At 37.5% G+C, this 20666-nt stretch carries 21 protein-coding genes; 18 read left to right on the top strand and 3 right to left on the bottom strand.

The features are described 5' to 3' along the window. Window positions 1-121: 121 nt before the first annotated feature. A complete protein-coding gene (locus tag ACEN33_RS08455; protein ID WP_407094877.1) occupies window positions 122-475 on the bottom strand; it encodes a hypothetical protein in 354 nt (117 codons plus the stop codon). Window positions 476-710: 235 nt separating this feature from the next. Between ACEN33_RS08455 and pepA the strand changes: the two genes are divergently transcribed. From pepA to ACEN33_RS08365, 18 genes are all read left to right on the top strand, one after another. Continuing rightward, complete coding sequence (gene pepA, locus ACEN33_RS08450) at window positions 711-1784, top strand: glutamyl aminopeptidase (RefSeq protein WP_338490560.1); 1074 nt, start codon at window positions 711-713, stop codon at window positions 1782-1784. Between the two features lie 29 nt (window positions 1785-1813). Continuing rightward, the gene (ytpR, locus tag ACEN33_RS08445; protein WP_407090499.1) at window positions 1814-2443 is read left to right on the top strand and encodes a YtpR family tRNA-binding protein; all 630 of its coding nucleotides are present in this window, start codon (window positions 1814-1816) and stop codon (window positions 2441-2443) included. 38 nt (window positions 2444-2481) lie between these two features. Then, entirely contained in the window at window positions 2482-3090 is a 609-nt protein-coding gene (locus ACEN33_RS08440; RefSeq protein ID WP_407090500.1) for a hypothetical protein, read from the top strand. A gap of 21 nt (window positions 3091-3111) precedes the next feature. Then, window positions 3112-4446 (top strand): UDP-N-acetylmuramate--L-alanine ligase, encoded by a 1335-nt coding sequence (gene murC / locus ACEN33_RS08435; RefSeq protein WP_407094879.1) that lies wholly within the window; start codon window positions 3112-3114, stop codon window positions 4444-4446. 78 nt (window positions 4447-4524) lie between these two features. Then, window positions 4525-7188 carry a DNA polymerase I gene (gene polA, locus ACEN33_RS08430; RefSeq protein ID WP_407090501.1) on the top strand — a complete coding sequence of 888 codons (2664 nt, stop codon included), beginning with the start codon at window positions 4525-4527 and terminating at the stop codon, window positions 7186-7188. Window positions 7189-7584: 396 nt separating this feature from the next. Beyond that, complete coding sequence (locus ACEN33_RS08425) at window positions 7585-8469, top strand: glycine betaine ABC transporter substrate-binding protein (protein ID WP_407094876.1); 885 nt, start codon at window positions 7585-7587, stop codon at window positions 8467-8469. Between the two features lie 128 nt (window positions 8470-8597). Continuing rightward, entirely contained in the window at window positions 8598-9248 is a 651-nt protein-coding gene (locus ACEN33_RS08420; protein WP_407094878.1) for an ABC transporter permease, read from the top strand. Next, window positions 9241-10008, top strand: coding sequence for an ABC transporter ATP-binding protein (locus ACEN33_RS08415; RefSeq protein ID WP_407094875.1), 768 nt, complete (start codon window positions 9241-9243; stop codon window positions 10006-10008). The genes ACEN33_RS08420 and ACEN33_RS08415 overlap by 8 nt, the downstream gene beginning before the upstream one ends. Continuing rightward, on the top strand, window positions 10005-10637 hold the full coding sequence (locus ACEN33_RS08410; RefSeq protein WP_407094874.1) for an ABC transporter permease: 633 nt from the start codon (window positions 10005-10007) through the stop codon (window positions 10635-10637). The genes ACEN33_RS08415 and ACEN33_RS08410 overlap by 4 nt, the downstream gene beginning before the upstream one ends. Window positions 10638-10775: 138 nt before the next feature. Further along, window positions 10776-11612 carry a DNA-formamidopyrimidine glycosylase gene (mutM, locus tag ACEN33_RS08405; RefSeq protein WP_407090506.1) on the top strand — a complete coding sequence of 279 codons (837 nt, stop codon included), beginning with the start codon at window positions 10776-10778 and terminating at the stop codon, window positions 11610-11612. A gap of 14 nt (window positions 11613-11626) precedes the next feature. Beyond that, window positions 11627-12223, top strand: a complete 597-nt coding sequence (gene coaE, locus ACEN33_RS08400; RefSeq protein ID WP_407090507.1) for a dephospho-CoA kinase — start codon at window positions 11627-11629, stop codon at window positions 12221-12223. 21 nt (window positions 12224-12244) lie between these two features. After that, window positions 12245-12745, top strand: a complete 501-nt coding sequence (nrdR, locus tag ACEN33_RS08395) for a transcriptional regulator NrdR (protein ID WP_138404665.1) — start codon at window positions 12245-12247, stop codon at window positions 12743-12745. After that, complete coding sequence (locus tag ACEN33_RS08390; RefSeq protein ID WP_407090508.1) at window positions 12729-14180, top strand: hypothetical protein; 1452 nt, start codon at window positions 12729-12731, stop codon at window positions 14178-14180. The genes nrdR and ACEN33_RS08390 overlap by 17 nt, the downstream gene beginning before the upstream one ends. Further along, complete coding sequence (dnaI, locus tag ACEN33_RS08385) at window positions 14180-15109, top strand: primosomal protein DnaI (protein ID WP_407094873.1); 930 nt, start codon at window positions 14180-14182, stop codon at window positions 15107-15109. Before ACEN33_RS08390 ends, dnaI begins: the two co-directional genes overlap by 1 nt. 11 nt (window positions 15110-15120) lie before the next feature. Then, complete coding sequence (locus ACEN33_RS08380) at window positions 15121-15324, top strand: hypothetical protein (RefSeq protein ID WP_407090510.1); 204 nt, start codon at window positions 15121-15123, stop codon at window positions 15322-15324. Window positions 15325-15709: 385 nt separating this feature from the next. Next, window positions 15710-17656, top strand: coding sequence for a threonine--tRNA ligase (gene thrS / locus ACEN33_RS08375; RefSeq protein WP_407094872.1), 1947 nt, complete (start codon window positions 15710-15712; stop codon window positions 17654-17656). Window positions 17657-17837: 181 nt separating this feature from the next. Continuing rightward, window positions 17838-18200, top strand: a complete 363-nt coding sequence (locus ACEN33_RS08370) for a DUF488 domain-containing protein (RefSeq protein WP_218930189.1) — start codon at window positions 17838-17840, stop codon at window positions 18198-18200. 92 nt (window positions 18201-18292) lie between these two features. Further along, entirely contained in the window at window positions 18293-18901 is a 609-nt protein-coding gene (locus tag ACEN33_RS08365; protein ID WP_407094871.1) for a hypothetical protein, read from the top strand. A 41-nt stretch (window positions 18902-18942) separates the two neighbouring features. Here the strand turns inward: ACEN33_RS08365 and ACEN33_RS08360 are convergent, their stop codons facing one another. Beyond that, entirely contained in the window at window positions 18943-19722 is a 780-nt protein-coding gene (locus tag ACEN33_RS08360) for an ABC transporter permease (RefSeq protein WP_407094870.1), read from the bottom strand. Then, window positions 19709-20386, bottom strand: coding sequence for an ATP-binding cassette domain-containing protein (locus ACEN33_RS08355; protein ID WP_407094869.1), 678 nt, complete (start codon window positions 20384-20386; stop codon window positions 19709-19711). The genes ACEN33_RS08360 and ACEN33_RS08355 overlap by 14 nt, the downstream gene beginning before the upstream one ends. Between the last annotated feature and the right edge of the window lie 280 nt (window positions 20387-20666).

The following is a 20666-nucleotide window of genomic DNA, read 5'->3' as shown; positions in this document are numbered from 1 at the left end:
GAAGGTTCATTTAGTTAAAATCTACTTCGAGAACGCACTATTTTGTAGAAAAATTTCCAATTTTTCCAAGAACGATTAATTTATTCAAGAAACCAGCTTAAATTATAGAGGTATGAATTATTCAGGTTTGATTAATTAAATAATAATCGATAAGTTCACCCGTATAAATATCACTTGCGAATTGATATTGTAAACGACCTTCAGCATTCTCAACAGTTACGCCACCAATGTAAACAAGGGGCTTGTCTTCAAATAAATCATATTCAATTGAATCGTAGTCGATCCATGAGCCAACGACGTTTCCATTTTGTCCGAGGCGGTTTTTTGCAGTTTCTAAGACAAGGCCTGCTTTTTTAGGACGGTTTTCTTTAATTAGTAAGGTCGTTGCTGCTCCGATGAGGACACCGGTTGCTAAAAGTAGTCCACCTAAGAGACCGTTATTATCATAATTGTAGTTTTGGTTATTTTCACTCATGTACTTTCACTCCTAATTTTAGATTCTTAAACTAGTTTAACACGTTGTCTGTTTCATGGCTAAAGAAAACCTTGGAAACCATTATATAAAATGTGTATAATGACTGGTTTGATGAGAGAATTTTCAGTGTAATAATAACTACTTATAAATTGCAATTTGACGCGATTTATGCAACAATTAGAGGGATTGTTTACAGATAAATTATATTAGAAGGAGGCAGTTTAACTGCATGACTATTAATGATAATCAATTTAAACGAATTAAAGAATTAACTGAATTACAAGGGATTTCCGGTAATGAGGGCGAAGTAAGAGCTTACCTCAAAGAGAAATTAACACCACTTGTTGACGAAGTTGAGATAAGTGGCTTAGGAAATATCTTTGGAATTAAAAAATCATCAACAGAAGATGCACCTAAATTAATGGTTGCAGCTCATATGGATGAAGTTGGTTTCATGGTAAGCCAAATTAACGATAACGGAACATTCAAAGTGACACCGATCGGTGGCTGGAATGTGTACGCTGTATCGGCACAACGTTTTACTTTACAAACAAAACAAGGAAACTATCCTTGTGTCTCAAGTGCAGTGGCTCCTCACTTATTACGCGGAAGCAAAGCACAATCATTAAAACCATCAGATATTTTATTTGATGCTGGTTTTACTTCCAAAGAAGAAGCGATGTCTTATGGCGTACGTCCAGGCGATAGCTTAGTCCCTGATGTAGAGACAATTCGTACAGCGAATAACGAATCAATCATTAGTAAAGCTTGGGATAACCGTTACGGGAGTGCTGTAATCTTAGATACATTAGAAAAAATCCAAGGTCAATCACTTAATTCAGAATTAATTATGGGCGCATCTGTTCAAGAGGAAGTGGGCTTACGTGGTATTCGTGGAGCAGTTCACCGTTATCAACCAGATTTATTCTTAGCGGTTGATTGCTCACCAGCTGCTGATGCTGAAGGTAAGAAAGATGTTCAAGGTCGCTTAGGCGAAGGCTTCTTACTACGCGTTCAAGATCCAGGAATGATTACTCACAAAGGTTTACGTGAATATTTATTAGATACGGCAGAGACAAACAATATTCCGTATCAATATTTCTTCTCAAAAGGTGGAACAGACGCAGGTGCTGCTCACACGATGAATGATGGTGTCATCAGTGGAGTTATTGGTGTGCCAGCGAGATATATTCATGGTCATCAATCACTCTTTAGAATTTCTGACTATGAAGCTGCACAAGCAATGTTAGAAGCTGTAGTCACAACATTTGATCGTACGACTTACGAAACGTTAGTTCAAAATACTTAATATCGGCTGAAAGAAAGGATATAATAATTATGTGGATTGCATTTTACAATGAACAAGGTGTTGGAGATGTCTTAATGTTAACTCGCGGGAAAGCAGACGAGAATCATTTATCAACAGAATCAAATAATGGTGTAACAATCGTGAGAGATAGTACTCAAGATAACGAAGTTATGTCAATTAATTTATTTAATATTTCTGAAACATTTAAACCAAATGGTCATGGGAATGTTGATTTAACTGAAGAGCAAGTGTCTCAAGTTAATGACAAGATTAAAGAAGCGGGATTTGACATTGAAGTAGAGGTTGACTCAAAACCTAAATTCGTAGTAGGATACGTTGAATCATGTAAAAAACACGAGGATAGCGACCATTTATCAGTGACACAAACAAATGTCGGCGGAGAAGTTTTACAAATTGTTTGTGGAGCAGATAATATTGCTGAAGATATGAATGTCCTCGTGGCTCGCCCAGGCGCTACAATGCCTAATGGTATGATTATTTGGCCAGGTGAATTACGTGGTGTTGAGAGTTCTGGTATGATTTGTTCAACCCGTGAATTAGGTTTATCTGATATCGAAGATTTACCAGGTATTTGGGAGTTGAAAGATTCTTTTGAGCCAGGAATGAGCCTTGAAGAAGTTGTCGCTTCATACAAGTAATAAAAGTTGATTAAACTAGTAGTCAAGGATGTGTAATAATGAAAAAATACGAAGGACCCGCATTTAACAACCGAAGTGGTCAGTCAGATAAAAGACGCTTCGCTCATCCAACTCAAGGAATGGATTCTGGTAAATCTAAGTTTGAACCAGCCTATCTGAATCAACAAAAGAAAAAGCAACAACCCAAAGATAATCAGCTGGTTGAAGCGAAAGAAACAAAAGAGGACTCACTTCGTGAACCAAAACAGACAACTCAACAAAGTGGACTGGAACATTATGAGATTCCTTTTTTGAAGAAGCAAAATAAACAGACGACATCGTTAAATACGCAACAGAGCTTAGAAGAAACTCAATTAAATGATGATGAAACATCGATGGTAGTCAGTAACTGGGATGCAACTAAACCGTCTCTGAGGTCCAATTACGAACCTTCATTTAAGAAACAAGTGGCAAATACTCATGAAGTTCAAGATGAAGAAGAACAAATTGAAGACAATTCATTTGAAGAGCGACCTTTCAAAGCGACTGAATTACCAAAACCATATAAGAAACCAAAATTAAGCAACCGACAAGTAGACGAGAATACAAGATTACTAGCTAAAAGATTGCAAAAATCTAAAAACAACTTTTTATTGTTTGAGGACTAGGAGGCAATAAAATATATGAATATGATTAATAAAGAACATAAATATCATTTTGTTGGAATAAAAGGGTCTGGAATGAGTGCTTTAGCACTGATTCTTCATGGCGAAGACTTTGAAGTTCAAGGAAGTGATGTAGGGAAATATTTCTTTACACAACAAGAATTAGAAAACCAAAATATTACGATTTTAGAATTTGATGCTGACAATATTACCGAGGATTTAACAATTATTGCTGGGAATGCATTTAATGATGATCATCCAGAATTAGTTAGAGCCAGAGAATTAGGCTTAGAAATTTATCGTTACCATGACTTTATTGGTGGTTTAATTCAGAACTATACAAGCATTGCAGTGACAGGTTCACACGGTAAGACATCAACAACTGGCTTACTATCACACACATTGAAAAATCTTGCACCGACAAGTTATTTAATTGGTGATGGAACTGGATTTGGGGATGAGACAGCGACATACTTTGCACTAGAAGCATGTGAATACCGCCGTCATTTCTTAGCTTACAAACCGGATTATACTATTGTTACTAACATTGATTTTGATCATCCAGATTACTACCGCTCAATTGAGGATGTATTTGAAGCGATTCAAACGTTCTCTAATCAAGCGAATAAAGCAATTATTGCTTGTGGGGATGACGAATATTTATCGGAATTAAAGGCAGAGGTGCCTATTTATTACTATGGACTGACTGAAGAATCACAAGTACATGCAAAAAATATCGACCGAACTGTTGAAGGGTCTGAATTCGACGTTGTCATTGACGGGGAAGTATTCGGAAGATTTGCAATTCCAGTCTTTGGTGAGCACAATATCTTAAATGCTTTATCAGTCATTACAGTGCTTTATTTAGAAGGCTTTAGAGCAGAAGATGTTAAAGAGCATATCGCAACTTTTGCTGGCGTGAAACGTCGTTTCTCAGCACGTCAAATTCAAGATTTAACAATCATTGATGACTATGCACATCATCCATCTGAGATTACAGCAACCATCGATGCAGCAAAACAACGCTACCCAAATCGTGAAATTGTCGCAATCTTCCAACCCCATACGTTCTCTAGAACGGTGGCGATGTTGAATGAGTTTGCAGAGTCGCTTTCTTTAGCGGATAAAGTGTATCTTGTAGAGATATTTAACTCAGCGCGTGAAGCGAACGGGGAAGTAACCATTGAAGACCTTGCGAAATTAATCCATCAAAATGTTGAAATCATCTCAACGGATCACTTATCACCATTAATGGGTTATAAAGATGCAGTATTCCTGTTCATGGGCGCAGGAGACATTGATGAACTTTCTCGTCAATTTGAGAAAGCATATGCTAACTTAAGCCCGAACCGATTATAGAATAGAAACAACAAGCGGCCAACGAGTTAGAATTCGTTGGCTGTTTGTGCTTAATAATTAAAGATGGAGGAATATTCAATGAGTCAACGTAAAATTATGTTAATTGACGGAAGTAGTCTTGCCTTTCGAGCTTTTTATTCAATCTTAGATTTAGACCGTTTTAAGAACAAATCAGGTCTACACACGAATGCACTTTATAGTTTTCATCGAATGTTAGACAGTGTCATGGAACAATTTCAACCGACACACATATTAGTCGCATTTGACAAAAGTGAAGTGACATTCAGAACGGATATGTTTAAAGAGTATAAAGGCGGGCGACAAAAAACGCCAAGTGAATTCAAAGAACAAATGCCTTATCTTAAAGTCTTATTAGATGCATACGGAATGAAACACTATGATATCTTGCATTATGAAGCGGATGATGTGATTGGAACACTATCGCATCAAGCAGATTCGCATGATGAAGTTATTGTTATTTCTGGAGATAAAGACTTAATTCAACTCGCCACAGACAACGTCACGGTGTATATTACCCGCAAAGGTGTGAGCCAATTAGAAGCTTATACGCCAGAGACAGTGATGGAAACATACGGAGTGACGCCAAAGCAGTTTATTGAGTTAAAAGGTCTAATGGGAGACCCATCGGATAATTACCCAGGTGTCACACGCATCGGTGAGAAGACGGCCATTAAATTAATCAAAGAATATCATTCTGTCGAAGAATTGTATGAGCGTCTTGATGAGTTAAAACCATCTAAGATGAAAGAAAACTTAACCAATGAAAAAGAAGAAGCGTTCATGAGTAGAGAATTAGCTGAAATCTTATTGGAAGCGCCAATTGAAATCGGGATTGACGACATCACTTATGAAGGGAAGAATATTGAAGAGCTCGTTGAATTTTACCGTCAAATGGAATTTAATAGTTTCTTGACTGAACTTCAAGCGACGTCAGATGTCGATATCACAGCGATTGAATCGGACGAACCACAACTTGAATACGACGTACAGTTTGTAGATGCAATCACAGAAGATATTTTACCTAAACAAACAGCAGTATACTTTGAAACTATTGGGGACAATTATCATTTTGATGATGTTTTATATGTTTCTTGGTATGATCAAGTTGCGAATACGGTTTATGTTGCTGAGGCATCTGTCGCTTTAAATGAAACGAATTTCAAAGCTTGGCTAGAAGATGAGTCAGTTGATAAAATTTTATTCGACTCAAAACGAGATGAAGTCTTAACAAGTCATTATGGGATTCAATTAAAAGGAATCATATTTGATACTTTAATTGCGGCTTACCTCGTTGAAGCGAATCATATGGACGAGATTGCGAATGTCGTCAGAGCGCTAGAAGTACCAGTGAATGTTGAGTTAGACGAGATGGTTTACGGAAAAGGTGCTAAGCGAAAATTAGCAGAAGACACAGAGGTAACCGTAAACCATGTCGCAAGTAAAGCCATAGCATTGGATGCGTTAGTAGAGCCATTACGTACTCGTCTAGTTGATTTAGAGATGGATGATCTATACGAAGACATCGAAGTGCCAGTGGCACGTGTTCTAGCTCGAATGGAAATTGCCGGAATTAAAGTAGACGGCGCAACATTAGAAGAGAAGAACGAAGAATTAATCGAACGATTAAAACAAATGGAAGCTCGTATTCACGAATATGCGGGTGAAGAATTTAACGTGAATTCACCAAAACAGTTAGGTGAAATTCTATTCGATAAGATGGGCTTACCAGTCATTAAAAAGACTAAAACAGGCTACAGTACAGCTGCCAACGTTCTTGAAAAACTGTTAGATAAGCATCCCATTATTCAAGAAATTCTTGATTACCGTTCTATCAGTAAACTTCAAGGAACTTACTTAGCTGGCCTACCAGGATATATTAAAGAAGATGGGAAGATCCATACGAAATTCGTCCAAACTTTAACGCAAACGGGTCGTTTAAGTAGTGCGGATCCAAACTTACAAAATATTCCGGTACGTTTAGAAGAAGGCCGTAAAATTCGTCAAGCCTTCATTCCTTCAGAAGAAGGTTGGCAATTATTTGGTGCCGACTATTCGCAAATTGAACTCCGTGTACTTGCGCATATCAGTAAAGAAGAACATATGACGAATGACTTTATTGCGGGTGAAGATATTCACTCGGCTACTGCAAGACGTGTATTCAATTTAGAATCGACGTCAGATGTTGATAGTAACTTACGTCGCCAAGCTAAAGCTGTAAACTTCGGAATTGTATATGGAATTAGTGATTACGGATTATCACAAAACTTAAATATTCCAAGACCTGAAGCAAAAGAATTCATTGAACGTTACTTTGAAATGTACCCAGGTGTTCAAAAATTTATGGCTGACATTGTTGAAAAAGCTCGAGAAGATGGCTACGTCAGCACATTATTCCATCGCCGTCGATACTTACCTGACATTAAGGCAAGTAACTTCAATATCCGTTCATTTGCAGAACGCACAGCGATGAACTCGCCAATACAAGGAACAGCAGCAGATATCTTGAAAATTGCGATGATTCGTCTACAAAAAGCCATTGACGATGAAGGACTTCAAGCAAGAATCTTACTACAAGTGCATGATGAGTTAATCTTAGAAGCACCTGCAGAGGAGATGGAACGCTTAAGTGAGCTCGTACCAGAAATTATGGAACACGCTGCAAATTTAGACGTACCTTTAGAAGTTGACTATAACCAAGGGATTAATTGGTACGAACTATAATATTGAATACTAGACTCTTACTCTTAATAGGGTGAGGGTCTTTTTTTGGTGTTTGTCTGCGTGTTTAACTGGAAGAATAAAAAATAATTGTTCCAGCTGCGGTGCTTAACTGGAAGAATAAAAAATAATTGTTCCAGCTGCGGTGCTTAACTGGAAGAATAAAAAATAATTGTTCCAGCTGCGGCGTTTAACTGGAAGAATAAAAAATAATTGTTCTAGCTGCGGTGTTTAACTTGAACAATCTAAATTTATTCCTCCTGAAGTTCAATCAATTGCTTGATAACTGGGATTATCCTATAATTAAATTACTGTTTATTGAAGTTGATCACAGTTTCTACGGTGAAAGTGGCGAAAATTACAACGCCAATCACCCAATATCATAAAAGGAGTCGAAGTATGAAAAAAGCAAAAAATATAATTACCTTACTTGTCTTAGTCAGCTTAGTTCTCGTCGGTTGTACATCAGGTGCTTCAGGTGACACCATTAAGATTGGATCTAAAGACTTCACTGAGAGTCTAATCGTGAGTGAAATTTACGCCCTAGCCTTGGAAGAGAATGGTTACTCAGTCGAGCGCGTACCAAGTATCGCGAGTTCAGTGATTCCACAAGCCATTGAAAATGCAGAAATTGATCTGTATCCAGAATATACTGGGACAGCGTTATTAAGTATCTTCAATTTACCGATGGATACAGACCCGGACAGCGTTGCCGAAACAATACGCACTGCCTACGAAGAAGGTGGCGAGTTAACTACGCTTGAATATGCGCCAGCGAACGATTCACAAGGTATCGCAATTACAACTGCTGCTTCTGAAGAATATGGTATTGAGACGATAAGTGATTTACAAGCAAATGCTGAAAACATTCGTTTTGCATCTCAAGGGGAGTTCGAAGAACGAGAAGACGGCTTAGAAGGACTTGAAGGAGTTTATGGTGAATTCAATTTTGAATCAATCACGGTCTATGATAATAGCTTAAAATACCAAGTCTTAAGTAGTGATGAAGCTGATGCGACACCTGCTTACACGACTGAAGGGCAATTATCGAATACAGATTTGTATAAAGTATTAGAAGATGACCAAAACTTCTGGCCACCTTATAATTTAGTACCAGTTGTTCGCCAAGAAGTATTAGATGCGAACCCTGATATTGAAACCATTATTAATGACATTAACGCAACATTAGATACACAAACCGTTGTAGATCTGAATGCTAGCGTTGATATTGATGGGCGAGACTATATGGAAGTTGCGGAAGAATACTATAATTCGATTCAATAAACTAAGCACACAAATTTTTACGCGAGTAGAAGAAAGCCCTCTACTTGCGTATTTTTATTGGAAACAAATATTTTGGGAAAAGTGTCTTAATCATGTAAACTATACAGAAGATGCGACAACAAATTAGAATTGGAGGGAATTGCTTGCTTTATCAAATTATTGAATACTTTCAAACGGACTCTAGTGAGTTCATCGGATACTTAATCCAACATATTAAACTAAGCCTAATTGCCTTAATTATTGCGATTTGTATCGGCATACCTTTAGGTTATATAAGCTATCGAAATAAGAAATTAGGTGAGGTCCTAACGACGTCCTCGCAATTACTGAGAATCATACCGAGTTTAGCGGTGTTATTCATCTTAATACCAATCATCGGGGTGGGAGAATTACCGGCACTGATTGCGTTAACTTTTCTAGCCATTCCACCAATTATTATGAATACAATTTTAGGCTTTAATGAGATCCCGGCAATCACTTTAGAAGTGGCGCGAGGCATTGGAATGAACCAGAAGCAATTACGTAACCGGATTGAAATTCCACTTGCGGCGCCTTACATTTTAAATGGAATTAAACTAGCCTTAGTTGAAATTATTGCCAGTGCAACTTTAGCAACCTATATCGGAGCTGGAGGATTGGGAACGTTAATCTTTACTGGATTAGGACTTTACCGAATGGATTTATTAGTCATCGGTGGGGGAACGGTGGCATTATTATCGCTATTAAGTATGGCTTTAATGGATTTATTAATAGAGAAAGTGGGGGAGAACCATGGCTAATACTAAGATAAAATTCAGAAACATCAACAAATCTTTTGGTGACAAAGAAATCATCAAAGACTTGTCTTTTGATATCGAAGAAGGTCAATTCATAACGATCCTTGGCTCATCTGGGTCAGGTAAGACAACGACTTTAAAAATGGTCAACCGCTTGATCGAACCAAACAGTGGTCAAATTGAAATCAATGATAAAGAAATTAAAGAGTATGATTTAATCGAATTGCGCCGACAAATCGGCTATGTTGTTCAACAAATTGGACTTTTCCCACACATTACGATTGAAAAGAATATTGCTACCGTGCCAGAATTACTTGGCTGGGAACCAGAAAAGATTAAAGAACGCGTAACTGAACTAATGGCTTTAATTCAATTGCCGTATACCGAATATGCACACCGATATCCTAAGCAATTATCCGGTGGTCAACAACAGCGTATTGGCGTGGCACGTGCACTCGCAGCCAATCCTCAAATTATGTTGTTAGACGAGCCTTTTGGTTCTGTTGATGCGATTACCCGTAAAGAATTGCAGTCACAAATTAAAGCAATCCATGCAGAATTAGACAGTAAAACATTCCTATTCGTTACACATGACATCAATGAAGCCTTCTTACTCGGCGATCGAGTAATGATTATGGATAAAGGACGCATTGAACAATATGATACTCCTCAAAATATTATAAAAAATCCAAAAGGTGCATTCGTGAATAGTTTATTAGATACGGTTCGCGAAGAAGAATCATTATGGAGTGAGTTAATATGATCGATTACTTAGTTCGATATAGTGACCGTCTTATTGATGCGACAGTAACACATCTGCAACTTGTGACCATCTCATTACTCATCGCCATTGCGATTGCTGGCGTGATTATCTACACTTTAATTCATAACCAAAGATGGTTAAAGCGACTGACTTACTTTTTCTCTGCTTTATATTCCGTTCCAAGTTATGCTTTGTTTGCGCTATTAATTCCTGTGACAGGCTTAGGCGCAGATACGGCTATGATTGTCCTCACATTGTACTGTGAATATATTTTGCTGCGGACCTTTAGTACAGGAATACAAGAAATTGACCCTATGATTGTGGAAGCAGCCATTGGCATGGGAATGACGGATAAAGAATTATTCTTTCGAATCTACCTGCCACTTTCTTCTAAAACAATCTTTAGTGGGATTCGACTCGCCATGACTTCGAGTATCGGAATTGCGACCATAGGTGCGACAATTAATGCTGGAGGCTTGGGAACGATTCTCTTCTCAGGTTTAAGAACACAAGACATGGTTCAAATTCTTTGGGGGATGATTTTGACGGTTTTATTATGTATTGCGTGCAACTTTATCCTAAAACAGATTGAAAAATTTGCGTTAAGAAACTATGAATTGGAAGGTTAATTTGCTCATAAAAGACTGAAATTACTTAAGTACTCCCAAATGTGAAAGCATTTGGGTATTTTAATATTATTCGGTATTTTATGTCCAAAGTATATAGAAATTTTGTTATAATTATCATATGTAGAAAGAGGTGCTTGCATGCCCGAGTTACCGGAAGTTGAAGTAAATCGAAAAGGTTTAGACAAATTAGTCAAAGGTAAAAAAATTAAAAATATTAACGTCTTTTGGAAGCGGATTGTTGTTCAATTTGAAGAGAATCCAAATGTTCTTCAACCATTAATTGATGAGACCATATTATCGGTGGACAGACGAGGTAAATACTTATTATTCCGTTTCCCCGAAAGTTATTTAGTGTCTCATTTGCGGATGGAAGGGAAGTATTTTTATTTTCCTGAAGAGGAAGTACCGTTAACAAAAGACAAACATACGCATGTCATCATTGAATTTCATGACAAGAGCCAATTACATTATAATGATGTACGGAAATTTGGTAGAATGGAGTATGTTCCAAAATATTTAATTGAAGCATTCTTTGCCGAACGAAAGATTGGTCCAGAACCAACGGAAGCAGAGTTTCATTTAGAGGACTTCAAAGATCAATTAGAGAAGTCAAAGCAACCTATCAAATCGGCTTTGTTATCACAAAAGATAGTAACTGGCTTAGGAAATATTTATGTGGATGAAGTCCTATTCGAAGCGCAGATTCATCCACAAACAGCCGGATTCCAACTATCAGATAAACAAATCAATACCTTGTATCATGCTATAATTAATATAATGAGTAAGGCAGTGGAACTTGGTGGATCAACGATTCGAAGTTACCGCAATACTGTTGGAGAAGCAGGACGCTATCAGAACGAATTAAAAGTATATGGTAAGACCGGAGAGCCTTGTGTCCGGTGTCAAAGTCCCATTGAGAAAATCCGCTTAGCCCAAAGAGGGACGCACTTTTGTCCCGTTTGCCAAAGATTATAACAGGAGATAAACGCATGAAAACTATTGCTATAACAGGAAGTATCGCTACTGGTAAATCCACGGTTTCAAAGTACTTAATTCAGCAAGGGTATCCAGTGATTGATACAGATATTATTAGTCGTATTGTGGTTGAAAAGGGCACTATCGGCTTAGAGCGTCTGAAAGAAAATTTCGGTGAAGGTATTATCCAAGAAGATGGAACGTTAAACAGAAAAGCTTTAAGCAATATTGTGTTTAATGACGCAGCGAGTAAAGAGAAACTCAATCAGATTTTACATCCGATAATTTCTAAAGAATCCAAAGAGAGAATGGCGGCATATAAAGAAGAAGGCCATTCACTGATCTTTGTGGATATTCCTTTGTATTATGAAGTGGATATAGATATTCCAACGGATGCTGTCTGGCTTGTATACGTCTCCTCAGACATTCAATTAGAACGCTTAATGAAGCGGAATCTAATGAGTGAAGAAGATGCACGCCAACTTATTAGCAATCAAATATCGATTCAAGATAAGGCCAAATGGAGCGAAATCGTGATTGATAATTCAAACACACCTGAAGAGACTCATAAACAAATCGATCAACTATTAAAAGCAGAGAATAACAAGTAATTACTTAAGGAGGTATGTTCAATGCAATGTCCTAAATGTCAGGGTCAGTCATCCAAAGTAATTGACTCACGTCCGGCAGAAGAGGGTCAATCCATTCGTCGAAGAAGAGAATGTTTACAATGTGGCTTTCGTTTCAATACTCATGAGCGAATCGAGCAATCACCATTACTAGTAGTAAAACGCGATGGTACGCGTGAAGAATTTAATCGAGATAAATTAATGCGAGGCATTGTTCGAAGTGCGGAAAAACGGCCGATTGCGGTGGAGCAGATGAATGAACTTGTGAATCAAGTGGAAGAGTCCATTCGAGATGACGCTGACCAAGAGATCGAGACAAGCCGTATTGGGGAATACGTCATGCCTCTTCTTATGGAATTGGATGAGGTTGCCTACATTCGCTTTGCGAGTGTCTACCGTGAATTCCAATCGCGTGAGAGTTTCATGAAAGAATTAGAATCTATGGCAGGTAAGCATGGATCACAGATTGAGGAAGGTCAAGATCAAGATGAGCCTAACCATTAATCCGCTTCAACCCTTTGTTTTAAAAGGGCAAGCAGATATTTCAGCTAATTATCTAGAAAGTTTAACTCATCTATATCAACCAATTATCGGTCCAGAAAGTATGGGTCTATACTTAACGCTAATGTCAATGCCAACAACTGTTCACTTGGATAGTCGCAGATCATTACGTCATCAAATTTTACTACTTCACTTGAACATTGGTATTAAAGAATTGAACGAAGCACGGATAAAACTCGAGGCTGTCGGTTTAATGCGAACATATCGCGATATGAAATCAAATTCGAATCCCGTACATCAAACAATTCTCTATGATTTAAAGTTGCCCCTACTCAATCAAGCCTTTTTCCAAGATGCTTTATTAAGTACAGCTTTATTAAATCAATTGGGCGAGAAAGACTACGAAGAGTTAACAACACTTTTAACTGTAGAAGCGATTGATGAGGATCGTTATGCTGAGGAGACGTCCACCTTTCAAAAGGCGTTATATCCTATTCAAGTCAATGAAGCTGCTACAAAAGTTATTGACGAACAACCAGATAAAGTGCATAATTATGCACCTGGTTTAGAATATAGTCGTTTTATTTCTTATTTAATTTCTGAAGGAATAAACCATTCAGAATTATCTGAAGAATTGAAAAAACAGATTTATGCGATCCATGATATTTACGGCAATACAGAAAGCGAGTTAGCTAATCTAGTATACTTAGCTATGGATAAAACTACCGGAAATGTAAATTTAAATGACTTGAAGAAAATTGCTCAAAGACAAAATAAAAAAGCTGAATCGAATTGGCAATCGAATTTGCAACAAGACCAACTTGAGCCAAGGACGAAGTCGAACCGAACGTCTCGAATGTATTCGAAAGAAGAAGTAGAAGACCGCAGACAACAATTAAAAGCGCAACATCCTGAATTAGCGCCAGAAGCGGTTCAATTGGTGATTTCGTGTGAACAAATGCCGAGTAATGCATTCTTGAATAAGATGAAGCAAGCCAAAAAAACTTTCGCAACCGATTCAGAGCATTTTTATATTAGAGATTTAGCAGAAAAAACACGTTTAAGCGAACATGTTGTGAACTTTTTAATCTACTATCTTTTAGTGATTAACGACAGACCGAATATTTATAAAGGCGAATTGCAACGTGTAGCGAGTGAATGGGAACAAGAGGAATTAACGAATATCCCTAAGGCGATGCAATATGTGAAAGAACAACGCAAGAAGAAAGAAATCGAACAGAAGCAAAGAGAAAACCGTTCGAATTACAAGAAACGTGGACAATCCCAGCATCAAGAGATTATTCCATCTTGGATGAAGGATAAGGAACAGTCCGAGCAACAACAAGAGACTCCTCAAACTGCATCTCAACCGCAATATAGTGAAGATGAGATGCGTAAGCGTCTGAATGAGTTAATAGGGGAAGAAGGTGATTCATAGTGCAAAAAATTAATCAAATACTGACTCGCTTTACGAGAGATCCAAAGTTTCAAGCAGATTATAAAGCGACCGTCGATTATGTCTTAAATCATCCCGATGTCAAAGCGTTTGTGAACCAGCATGAAGAGGCCATTTCTCAAGAAATAATTGAAAATTCGCTTTCTAAATTGAATGAATTCGCACGGGAAATGGATCTATTAAGAAAAGGAGAACAAGGACAAAACCCTGGTTTTAAACCAGTTTTGTTCTTGAATTATAATTACATCGATGTGTCATATGTACCAACGAAGGCCTACTATGACAACAAAGAGAAGCAGCAACAAAGAAGTTTACTAGACAACCGAATGATGTCTGCGGATGTTAGAGAAGCAACCTTGACTGAGTATTATGCCAATACAGAGTCGCGTAAGCAACTTTTAGCCGAAGTGATCAGCTTTTTAGATGAGTACAAGAAGAACCCACATCGTGCTCAAGGCTTATACATTTCTGGGGAATTCGGTGTAGGGAAGACTTATTTACTGGGTGCGTTAGCCAATGCACTGGTGAAGTTGAATAAAAGTGTGACGATGATGCATTATCCAACTTTTACAACGGAGATTAAATCAACCTTTGTGGATAACTCAACACAACAAGTGTTAACAGATGTGAAGTCGGTCGATATGCTAATTATTGATGACATCGGAGCTGAAGCTAATACCGTTTGGGTACGTGATGAAGTATTGACGACCATTCTTGAATACCGTATGAAGGAGTCATTACCTACATTCTTCTCGTCGAACTTTAACTTAAAAGAGATCGAAAGCCACTTAGCTCACTCAAGAGATGGTGGTAACGAAACAATTAAAGCCAAGCGAATTATGGAAAGAATTCGTTTCCTAGCAAAAGAAGTCTCCCTTACAGGAGAGAACTTAAGACATATAAATAGATAAGGAGGGATGATTTGAACCGTAATCCTGAAGAAGAACTCAAACAAAAGCGACTACTCATGATTTATTTTGGAATCGCCTTAGCCATTCAAGTAATCGTCTTATTCATCTATTATTTTAGAGAAGGACAAACACAATTGGCCTTTCCAATGCTTCTGGGTATTTTTATTACAGGTGCTGGCTTGGTGACGCTTTCTCAGTTTGGTAAGCGAAAATAGGACTTGTAATTCAATAAAAGTCATGATATAAATATGATATAGCTTTTGCTGCCATTAGGAAGTGAAAAGCCCTTAAATGAATAAACGACTTTACATGAAGACAACTTTGTAAACTCAATGCTTTCAGAGAGGGATGATTTGGTGCGACATCCTACATTGCTTTATATAAGACCCCTTCATATACTTTTACTCTGAACTCGGTTTCGATATTAGGAGTAGACGCAGACGCCCGTTAAGCTTGAACGAAGTTCATAGAACACTCATTTAGTGTCTCTATGGAAAAAATTGGGTGGAACCACGTATTAAATTTCACGTCCCATTGATTGAGTATACGCTCAGTCAATGGGATTTTTTTGTATATTTTTAAAAAAAGAGGAGAATGGTCATGGACAAAATTAAATTAACGTTTCCAGATGGAAATGTAAAAGAATTTGACGCAGGTATTACAATTGCTGATGTTGCTGATTCAATTAGTAAATCTCTTAAAAAAGCAGCCTTAGCAGGAAAACTAGATGGGGAAATTATTGATTACCATACACCGATTACTAAAGATGGTGCGATTGAAGTTATCACAAACAAAAGCCCTGAAGCTTTAGAATTAATGCGTCACTCATCAGCGCATCTATTAGCACATGCGTTAACTCGTTTATACCCAGGGATTCAATTTGGTGTAGGACCAGCGATTGAATCAGGATTCTACTACGATACTTATAAAGACGATCCAATCACTGAAGAAGACTTACCTAAGATTGAAAAAGAAATGAAGAAAATTATCTCAGAAAACCACGACATTGTTGGTCGCGTCGTTTCTAGAGAAGAAGCCTTAGAAATCTTCAAAGATGATGTTTTCAAACAAGAATTAATTAAAGAACTTCCGGAAGATGAAGAAATTTCGGTTTACCAACAAGGTGAATTTGTTGACTTATGTCGCGGGGGACACATGCCTTCAACAGGTAAGATTAAAGTGGTTAAATTATTATCACTGGCTGGTGCATACTGGAGAGGGAATTCAGATAACACTATGATGCAACGTATTTACGGTACTGCATTCTTCAAACAAGATGAATTAGATGAATTCTTACGTTTACGTGAAGAAGCAAGAGAACGTGACCACCGTAAGTTAGGTAAAGAACTCGGTATCTTCATGATTAATCAAGAAGCAGGGCAAGGTCTCCCATTCTGGTTACCAAACGGGGCAACAATCCGTCGTACCATTGAACGTTACATTATGGATAAAGAAATTAACTTAGGTTATGAACATGTGTATACACCAATCATGGCTAAATCAGATTTATATAAAACTTCTGGTCACTGGGATCACTATAAAGATGACATGTTCCCATTAATGGACATGGGTGACGGCGAAATGCTAGCCCTACGTCCAATGAACTGTCCACATCACATGTTAATTTACAAAAACGACATCCACTCTTACCGTGAATTACCAATCCGTATTGCGGAATTAGGTATGATGCACCGTTACGAAAAATCAGGTGCCTTATCAGGATTACAACGTGTACGTGAGATGACATTGAACGACGCGCATATCTTTGTACGTCCTGACCAAATTAAAGAAGAATTCAAACGCGTACTGAAATTAATTGAAGATGTATACAACGACTTTAATATTACAGATTACCGCTTCCGCTTAAGCTACCGCGATCCAGAAGATAAAGAGAAATACTTTGATGACGATCAAATGTGGGAAAAAGCAGAAGCAATGTTAAAAGAAGCGATGGACGAATTAGGTCTAGAATACTTTGAAGCGATTGGTGAAGCAGCCTTCTACGGACCTAAATTAGACGTACAATTCAAGACAGCTATTGGTCTTGAAGAAACAATGTCTACGGTTCAATTAGACTTCTTATTACCAGAACGCTTTGAATTAACTTATGTCGGTGAAGATGGACAAAATACTCACCGTCCAGTAGTTATTCACCGTGGGGTTGTATCAACAATGGAACGTTTCGTTGCTTACTTAATCGAAGAGTATAAAGGGGCATTCCCAACATGGTTAGCGCCTGTTCAAGCCGTATTATTACCTGTAAGTAATGATGCACATGGTGACCGTATTGAAGAACTTTACCATGATTTAAGAGCGAAAGGTTACCGCGTTGAGATGGACTTACGTAACGAAAAATTAGGTTACAAGATTCGTGAAGCTCAAACGTCTAAAGTACCATACCAAATCGTTATTGGAGACCAAGAGGTGGAAGACGGCACAGTGAATATCCGTCCATACAGCTCTAAAGATTCTCAAACAATGACTTACGACGAGTTTGTTGAATACCTTGAGAAAGATATCGCATCAAAAAGTCGTGACTCTGAATAATTTAAATAGTTAATAGCAGAACAGCTCAACCGTTGTGGTTTATGACCATGATTGTTGAGCTTTTTTGCATGGAAGTGAGGGACTAAAGTGCCGACCACAATTTGCGTATCTCGTGACTTTACTTTAAGTTAGCGCTAAGCTAATTATATACAGCTTTAAACAACTTAAGGAGGATTATATTATGGCGAAAATACATATTAAAAGAGCTTATGATGATGCTAAAGACCAAGATGGTTACCGCATACTAGTGGACCGTCTATGGCCGAGAGGCATTAAGAAAGAAGACTTACATCATGATGAGTGGTTTAAAGACATGGCCCCTTCATCAGACTTACGTAAAGACTTTGATCATGAAGAGGGTAAATTCTCATGGTTCAAAGAAAAATATGAAGAAGAGTTGAACAATCATGATGAGAAAAATTCTTGGCTAGCTTTGGTCAAAGAAAAATTAGATGATGGTCCTGTAACTTTGTTATATGCAGCTAAGGATAAGGACAATAATAATGCTGTTGTATTAAAAGAATGGACAGAGGATCATCTATAAAAATACTCGATACAATCAATTTCATTTTACTTTTAACTAATAACATCGCTATAATGGAAAGAAAGAGATTAAAAAATTGAGGAGGAAAATAAATGGTCTTTGAAATTGTAGTGATAGTAATATTAGTTATCTTACTCATCAACCAATTTAACTTATGGAATCGCTTTACAGTTTGGTTTAATCAACAATCTGGTAGCGAAGTGGGAGAAAATGGACGCAATTATAAGGGGTATATCTTTATCGTACTCATTGGAGCAATCTTCGCTTTCATCACAGCTTACTTTCAAACAGCTAGAGAGATTAACTTTGCAGCAACATCTTTAGCGCTTGAGCAATTAGCAATGAATAACGAAGTGATTGCGGAATCAGCAATGAATGCCCAAACTGCTGCGTTTCAGAATGCTTTTGATTTCACGTCATTGTACTGGCAAAAATTCTTTGAAAATGCGACACTATTTATCCTATTACCAGTCTTAATTAGTTTAGGAACAGTATTCATGCAAGATGAAATGAAGAAAACAAAAGAAGAGTTAGCGCAAGTTACGATTGGTGATTCGAAAAAAGTTGAACCAGAACCTGAAATAGAAGTCGCAGAAACAACTGAACCCACAGAAGAACCTATAGTCAATGAAGACATCACTGTATTAGCTGCAGAAGAAATCAAGGAAGAAGCAGACGACGATACATCTGAATTGTCATAACAAAAAATGAGTTAGTGAGATTTTCTCACTAACTCATTTTTTTATTTATCTTTTAATCGATTTGTACGTAATTGGTTTCGGTCACTAAATAATGAACGATACGTTAAGTAAGTTGCGATATAAGTAGAGATTGCTGTAGAGGCTAGCATCATAAACATAACCATAATTTGATAAAGAATGGCTTTAACAGGATCAATTCCCGCAAACATCAAACCAGCCATCATCCCTGGTAAAGTCACTATTCCTACCGTCTTCGTATTATCAATCGTTGGTTGTAACCCCCGACTCATTGTTGCTTTTAGAATCGATTGGGAAGCTTGATAAGGTGTCGCACCAAGAGCCAGTTTTTCTTGAACGGCTTGTGCTTGGTCTGTAAACGTCTGTGATAGGGTAGTGAAGGCTAAACCAATCGAACTCATTGAGCCCCCGATAATCATCCCAGTAATTGGAATAAGTTGAGAGGGTGTGAATTCTAAACTACCTGAAAGAACAAGCACACTAATCGTAATGGTTGCTGTGGTTAAGATCGCAATTAAAGAATTGATAAAAGCATTTTTCAATCCTTTACCACGTTGTCCTGCATTCCAGCTAGCATTCAATATCATGACTAGCATCATCGCTAGTGTTACAAATGTGTTATTAACTTGGAAAATTCCTTGTAATAGGAACCCAACCACAACGAGTTGAACAATCATGCGGACAATCGCAATAATTAACTCTTTTTCAAGTTTTAATTTTTCTCGGTATGAAATGATAATCGCAATAATGACTAAAATAAATGATAAAACTAAAGAAGTTGGGGTTACATTAAGCTGGTTCATGATTATCCTCACTTTCATCGAAGCCTATCTTATCTAAGGTGATAATTCGGTCAGCTAATTGTTGTTCTTTTTTAATGTGGCTGACTATAATCACTGTCACATTGTTTTCCTTACGGTATTGATTTAACCATTCCCAGATGATTTTTCGAGTATCTGAATCTAACGCACTTGTAATTTCATCCAGTAAGAGAATATCAGGGCGGAATTGAACGTTACGAATTAAAGCCACACGTTGTTTTTCTCCACCAGATAAAGTTGTAATGTCTTTATCCAAATACGACTTCGGTAATTGAACATGTGAAAGTAAATCTTTCGCAAGCTCTTCATCAAAGTCCATATCGCGAATATCATAACTAAACTGTAAGTTATCGCGCACCGTCTCACCAAATAAGGTTGGCGCTTGGAAACAATAAGAGACTTTTTGACGTAATTCAATGGGGTCAATGTCTTCGACTTTCTCACCTTTGAATAAATAGTCACCTGACGTTGTTAAGGCAGGACTTTGTAATTGCGCAAGGTATTTGAGTACGGTACTTTTACCGCTCCCAGAAGGACCATTAATCGTAAGAATTTCGTTGGGTTGAACGTCAAATGATAAGTTACTTATGATTGTTTGCGTATTTGATTTTATTGTTAGATTATTAATCTGTATAAGTTCTGACACGGTAATCACCTTTCTTTGAAAAACATATAACCTAATTGTAAGCATTCTAAAAGGCCAATGCAAGATGTACTAATAAAAAATATATATAAAAACTCTGAGCCAATGTCATGAACTAACACCGGATCAGAGTTGCTTTGTTAATGATTGTTTATTTGGTTCATGAATTTTTGATGTTGGTGGACCGAGGAGCCAGGTGACGCAGTCACCTTGGCTCTTTTTTTATTCCTATGTTTAAGTGTCTCTCTATGCAACGATAGTTTGTGTTGTGTTCTCATCTTTA

It is taken from the genome of Ruoffia sp. FAM 24228 (assembly GCF_045528575.1).
Classification (GTDB): domain Bacteria; phylum Bacillota; class Bacilli; order Lactobacillales; family Aerococcaceae; genus Ruoffia; species Ruoffia halotolerans.
The sequence above is the reverse complement of the archived record's forward strand: the minus strand, read 5'-3'. Positions and strand labels throughout refer to the sequence as shown.

What these genes read in the sequence shown, in the direction of transcription:
- ACEN33_RS08455 (WP_407094877.1), bottom strand. Translation starts at nt 475, where the DNA reads ATGAGTGAAAATAACCAAAACTACAATTATGATAATAACGGTCTCTTA.
- ytpR (WP_407090499.1), top strand. Translation starts at nt 1,814, where the DNA reads ATGTGGATTGCATTTTACAATGAACAAGGTGTTGGAGATGTCTTAATG.
- ACEN33_RS08440 (WP_407090500.1), top strand. Translation starts at nt 2,482, where the DNA reads ATGAAAAAATACGAAGGACCCGCATTTAACAACCGAAGTGGTCAGTCA.
- murC (WP_407094879.1), top strand. Translation starts at nt 3,112, where the DNA reads ATGATTAATAAAGAACATAAATATCATTTTGTTGGAATAAAAGGGTCT.
- polA (WP_407090501.1), top strand. Translation starts at nt 4,525, where the DNA reads ATGAGTCAACGTAAAATTATGTTAATTGACGGAAGTAGTCTTGCCTTT.
- ACEN33_RS08425 (WP_407094876.1), top strand. Translation starts at nt 7,585, where the DNA reads ATGAAAAAAGCAAAAAATATAATTACCTTACTTGTCTTAGTCAGCTTA.
- ACEN33_RS08415 (WP_407094875.1), top strand. Translation starts at nt 9,241, where the DNA reads ATGGCTAATACTAAGATAAAATTCAGAAACATCAACAAATCTTTTGGT.
- ACEN33_RS08410 (WP_407094874.1), top strand. Translation starts at nt 10,005, where the DNA reads ATGATCGATTACTTAGTTCGATATAGTGACCGTCTTATTGATGCGACA.
- mutM (WP_407090506.1), top strand. Translation starts at nt 10,776, where the DNA reads ATGCCCGAGTTACCGGAAGTTGAAGTAAATCGAAAAGGTTTAGACAAA.
- coaE (WP_407090507.1), top strand. Translation starts at nt 11,627, where the DNA reads ATGAAAACTATTGCTATAACAGGAAGTATCGCTACTGGTAAATCCACG.
- nrdR (WP_138404665.1), top strand. Translation starts at nt 12,245, where the DNA reads ATGCAATGTCCTAAATGTCAGGGTCAGTCATCCAAAGTAATTGACTCA.
- ACEN33_RS08390 (WP_407090508.1), top strand. Translation starts at nt 12,729, where the DNA reads ATGAGCCTAACCATTAATCCGCTTCAACCCTTTGTTTTAAAAGGGCAA.
- thrS (WP_407094872.1), top strand. Translation starts at nt 15,710, where the DNA reads ATGGACAAAATTAAATTAACGTTTCCAGATGGAAATGTAAAAGAATTT.
- ACEN33_RS08370 (WP_218930189.1), top strand. Translation starts at nt 17,838, where the DNA reads ATGGCGAAAATACATATTAAAAGAGCTTATGATGATGCTAAAGACCAA.
- ACEN33_RS08365 (WP_407094871.1), top strand. Translation starts at nt 18,293, where the DNA reads ATGGTCTTTGAAATTGTAGTGATAGTAATATTAGTTATCTTACTCATC.
- ACEN33_RS08360 (WP_407094870.1), bottom strand. Translation starts at nt 19,722, where the DNA reads ATGAACCAGCTTAATGTAACCCCAACTTCTTTAGTTTTATCATTTATT.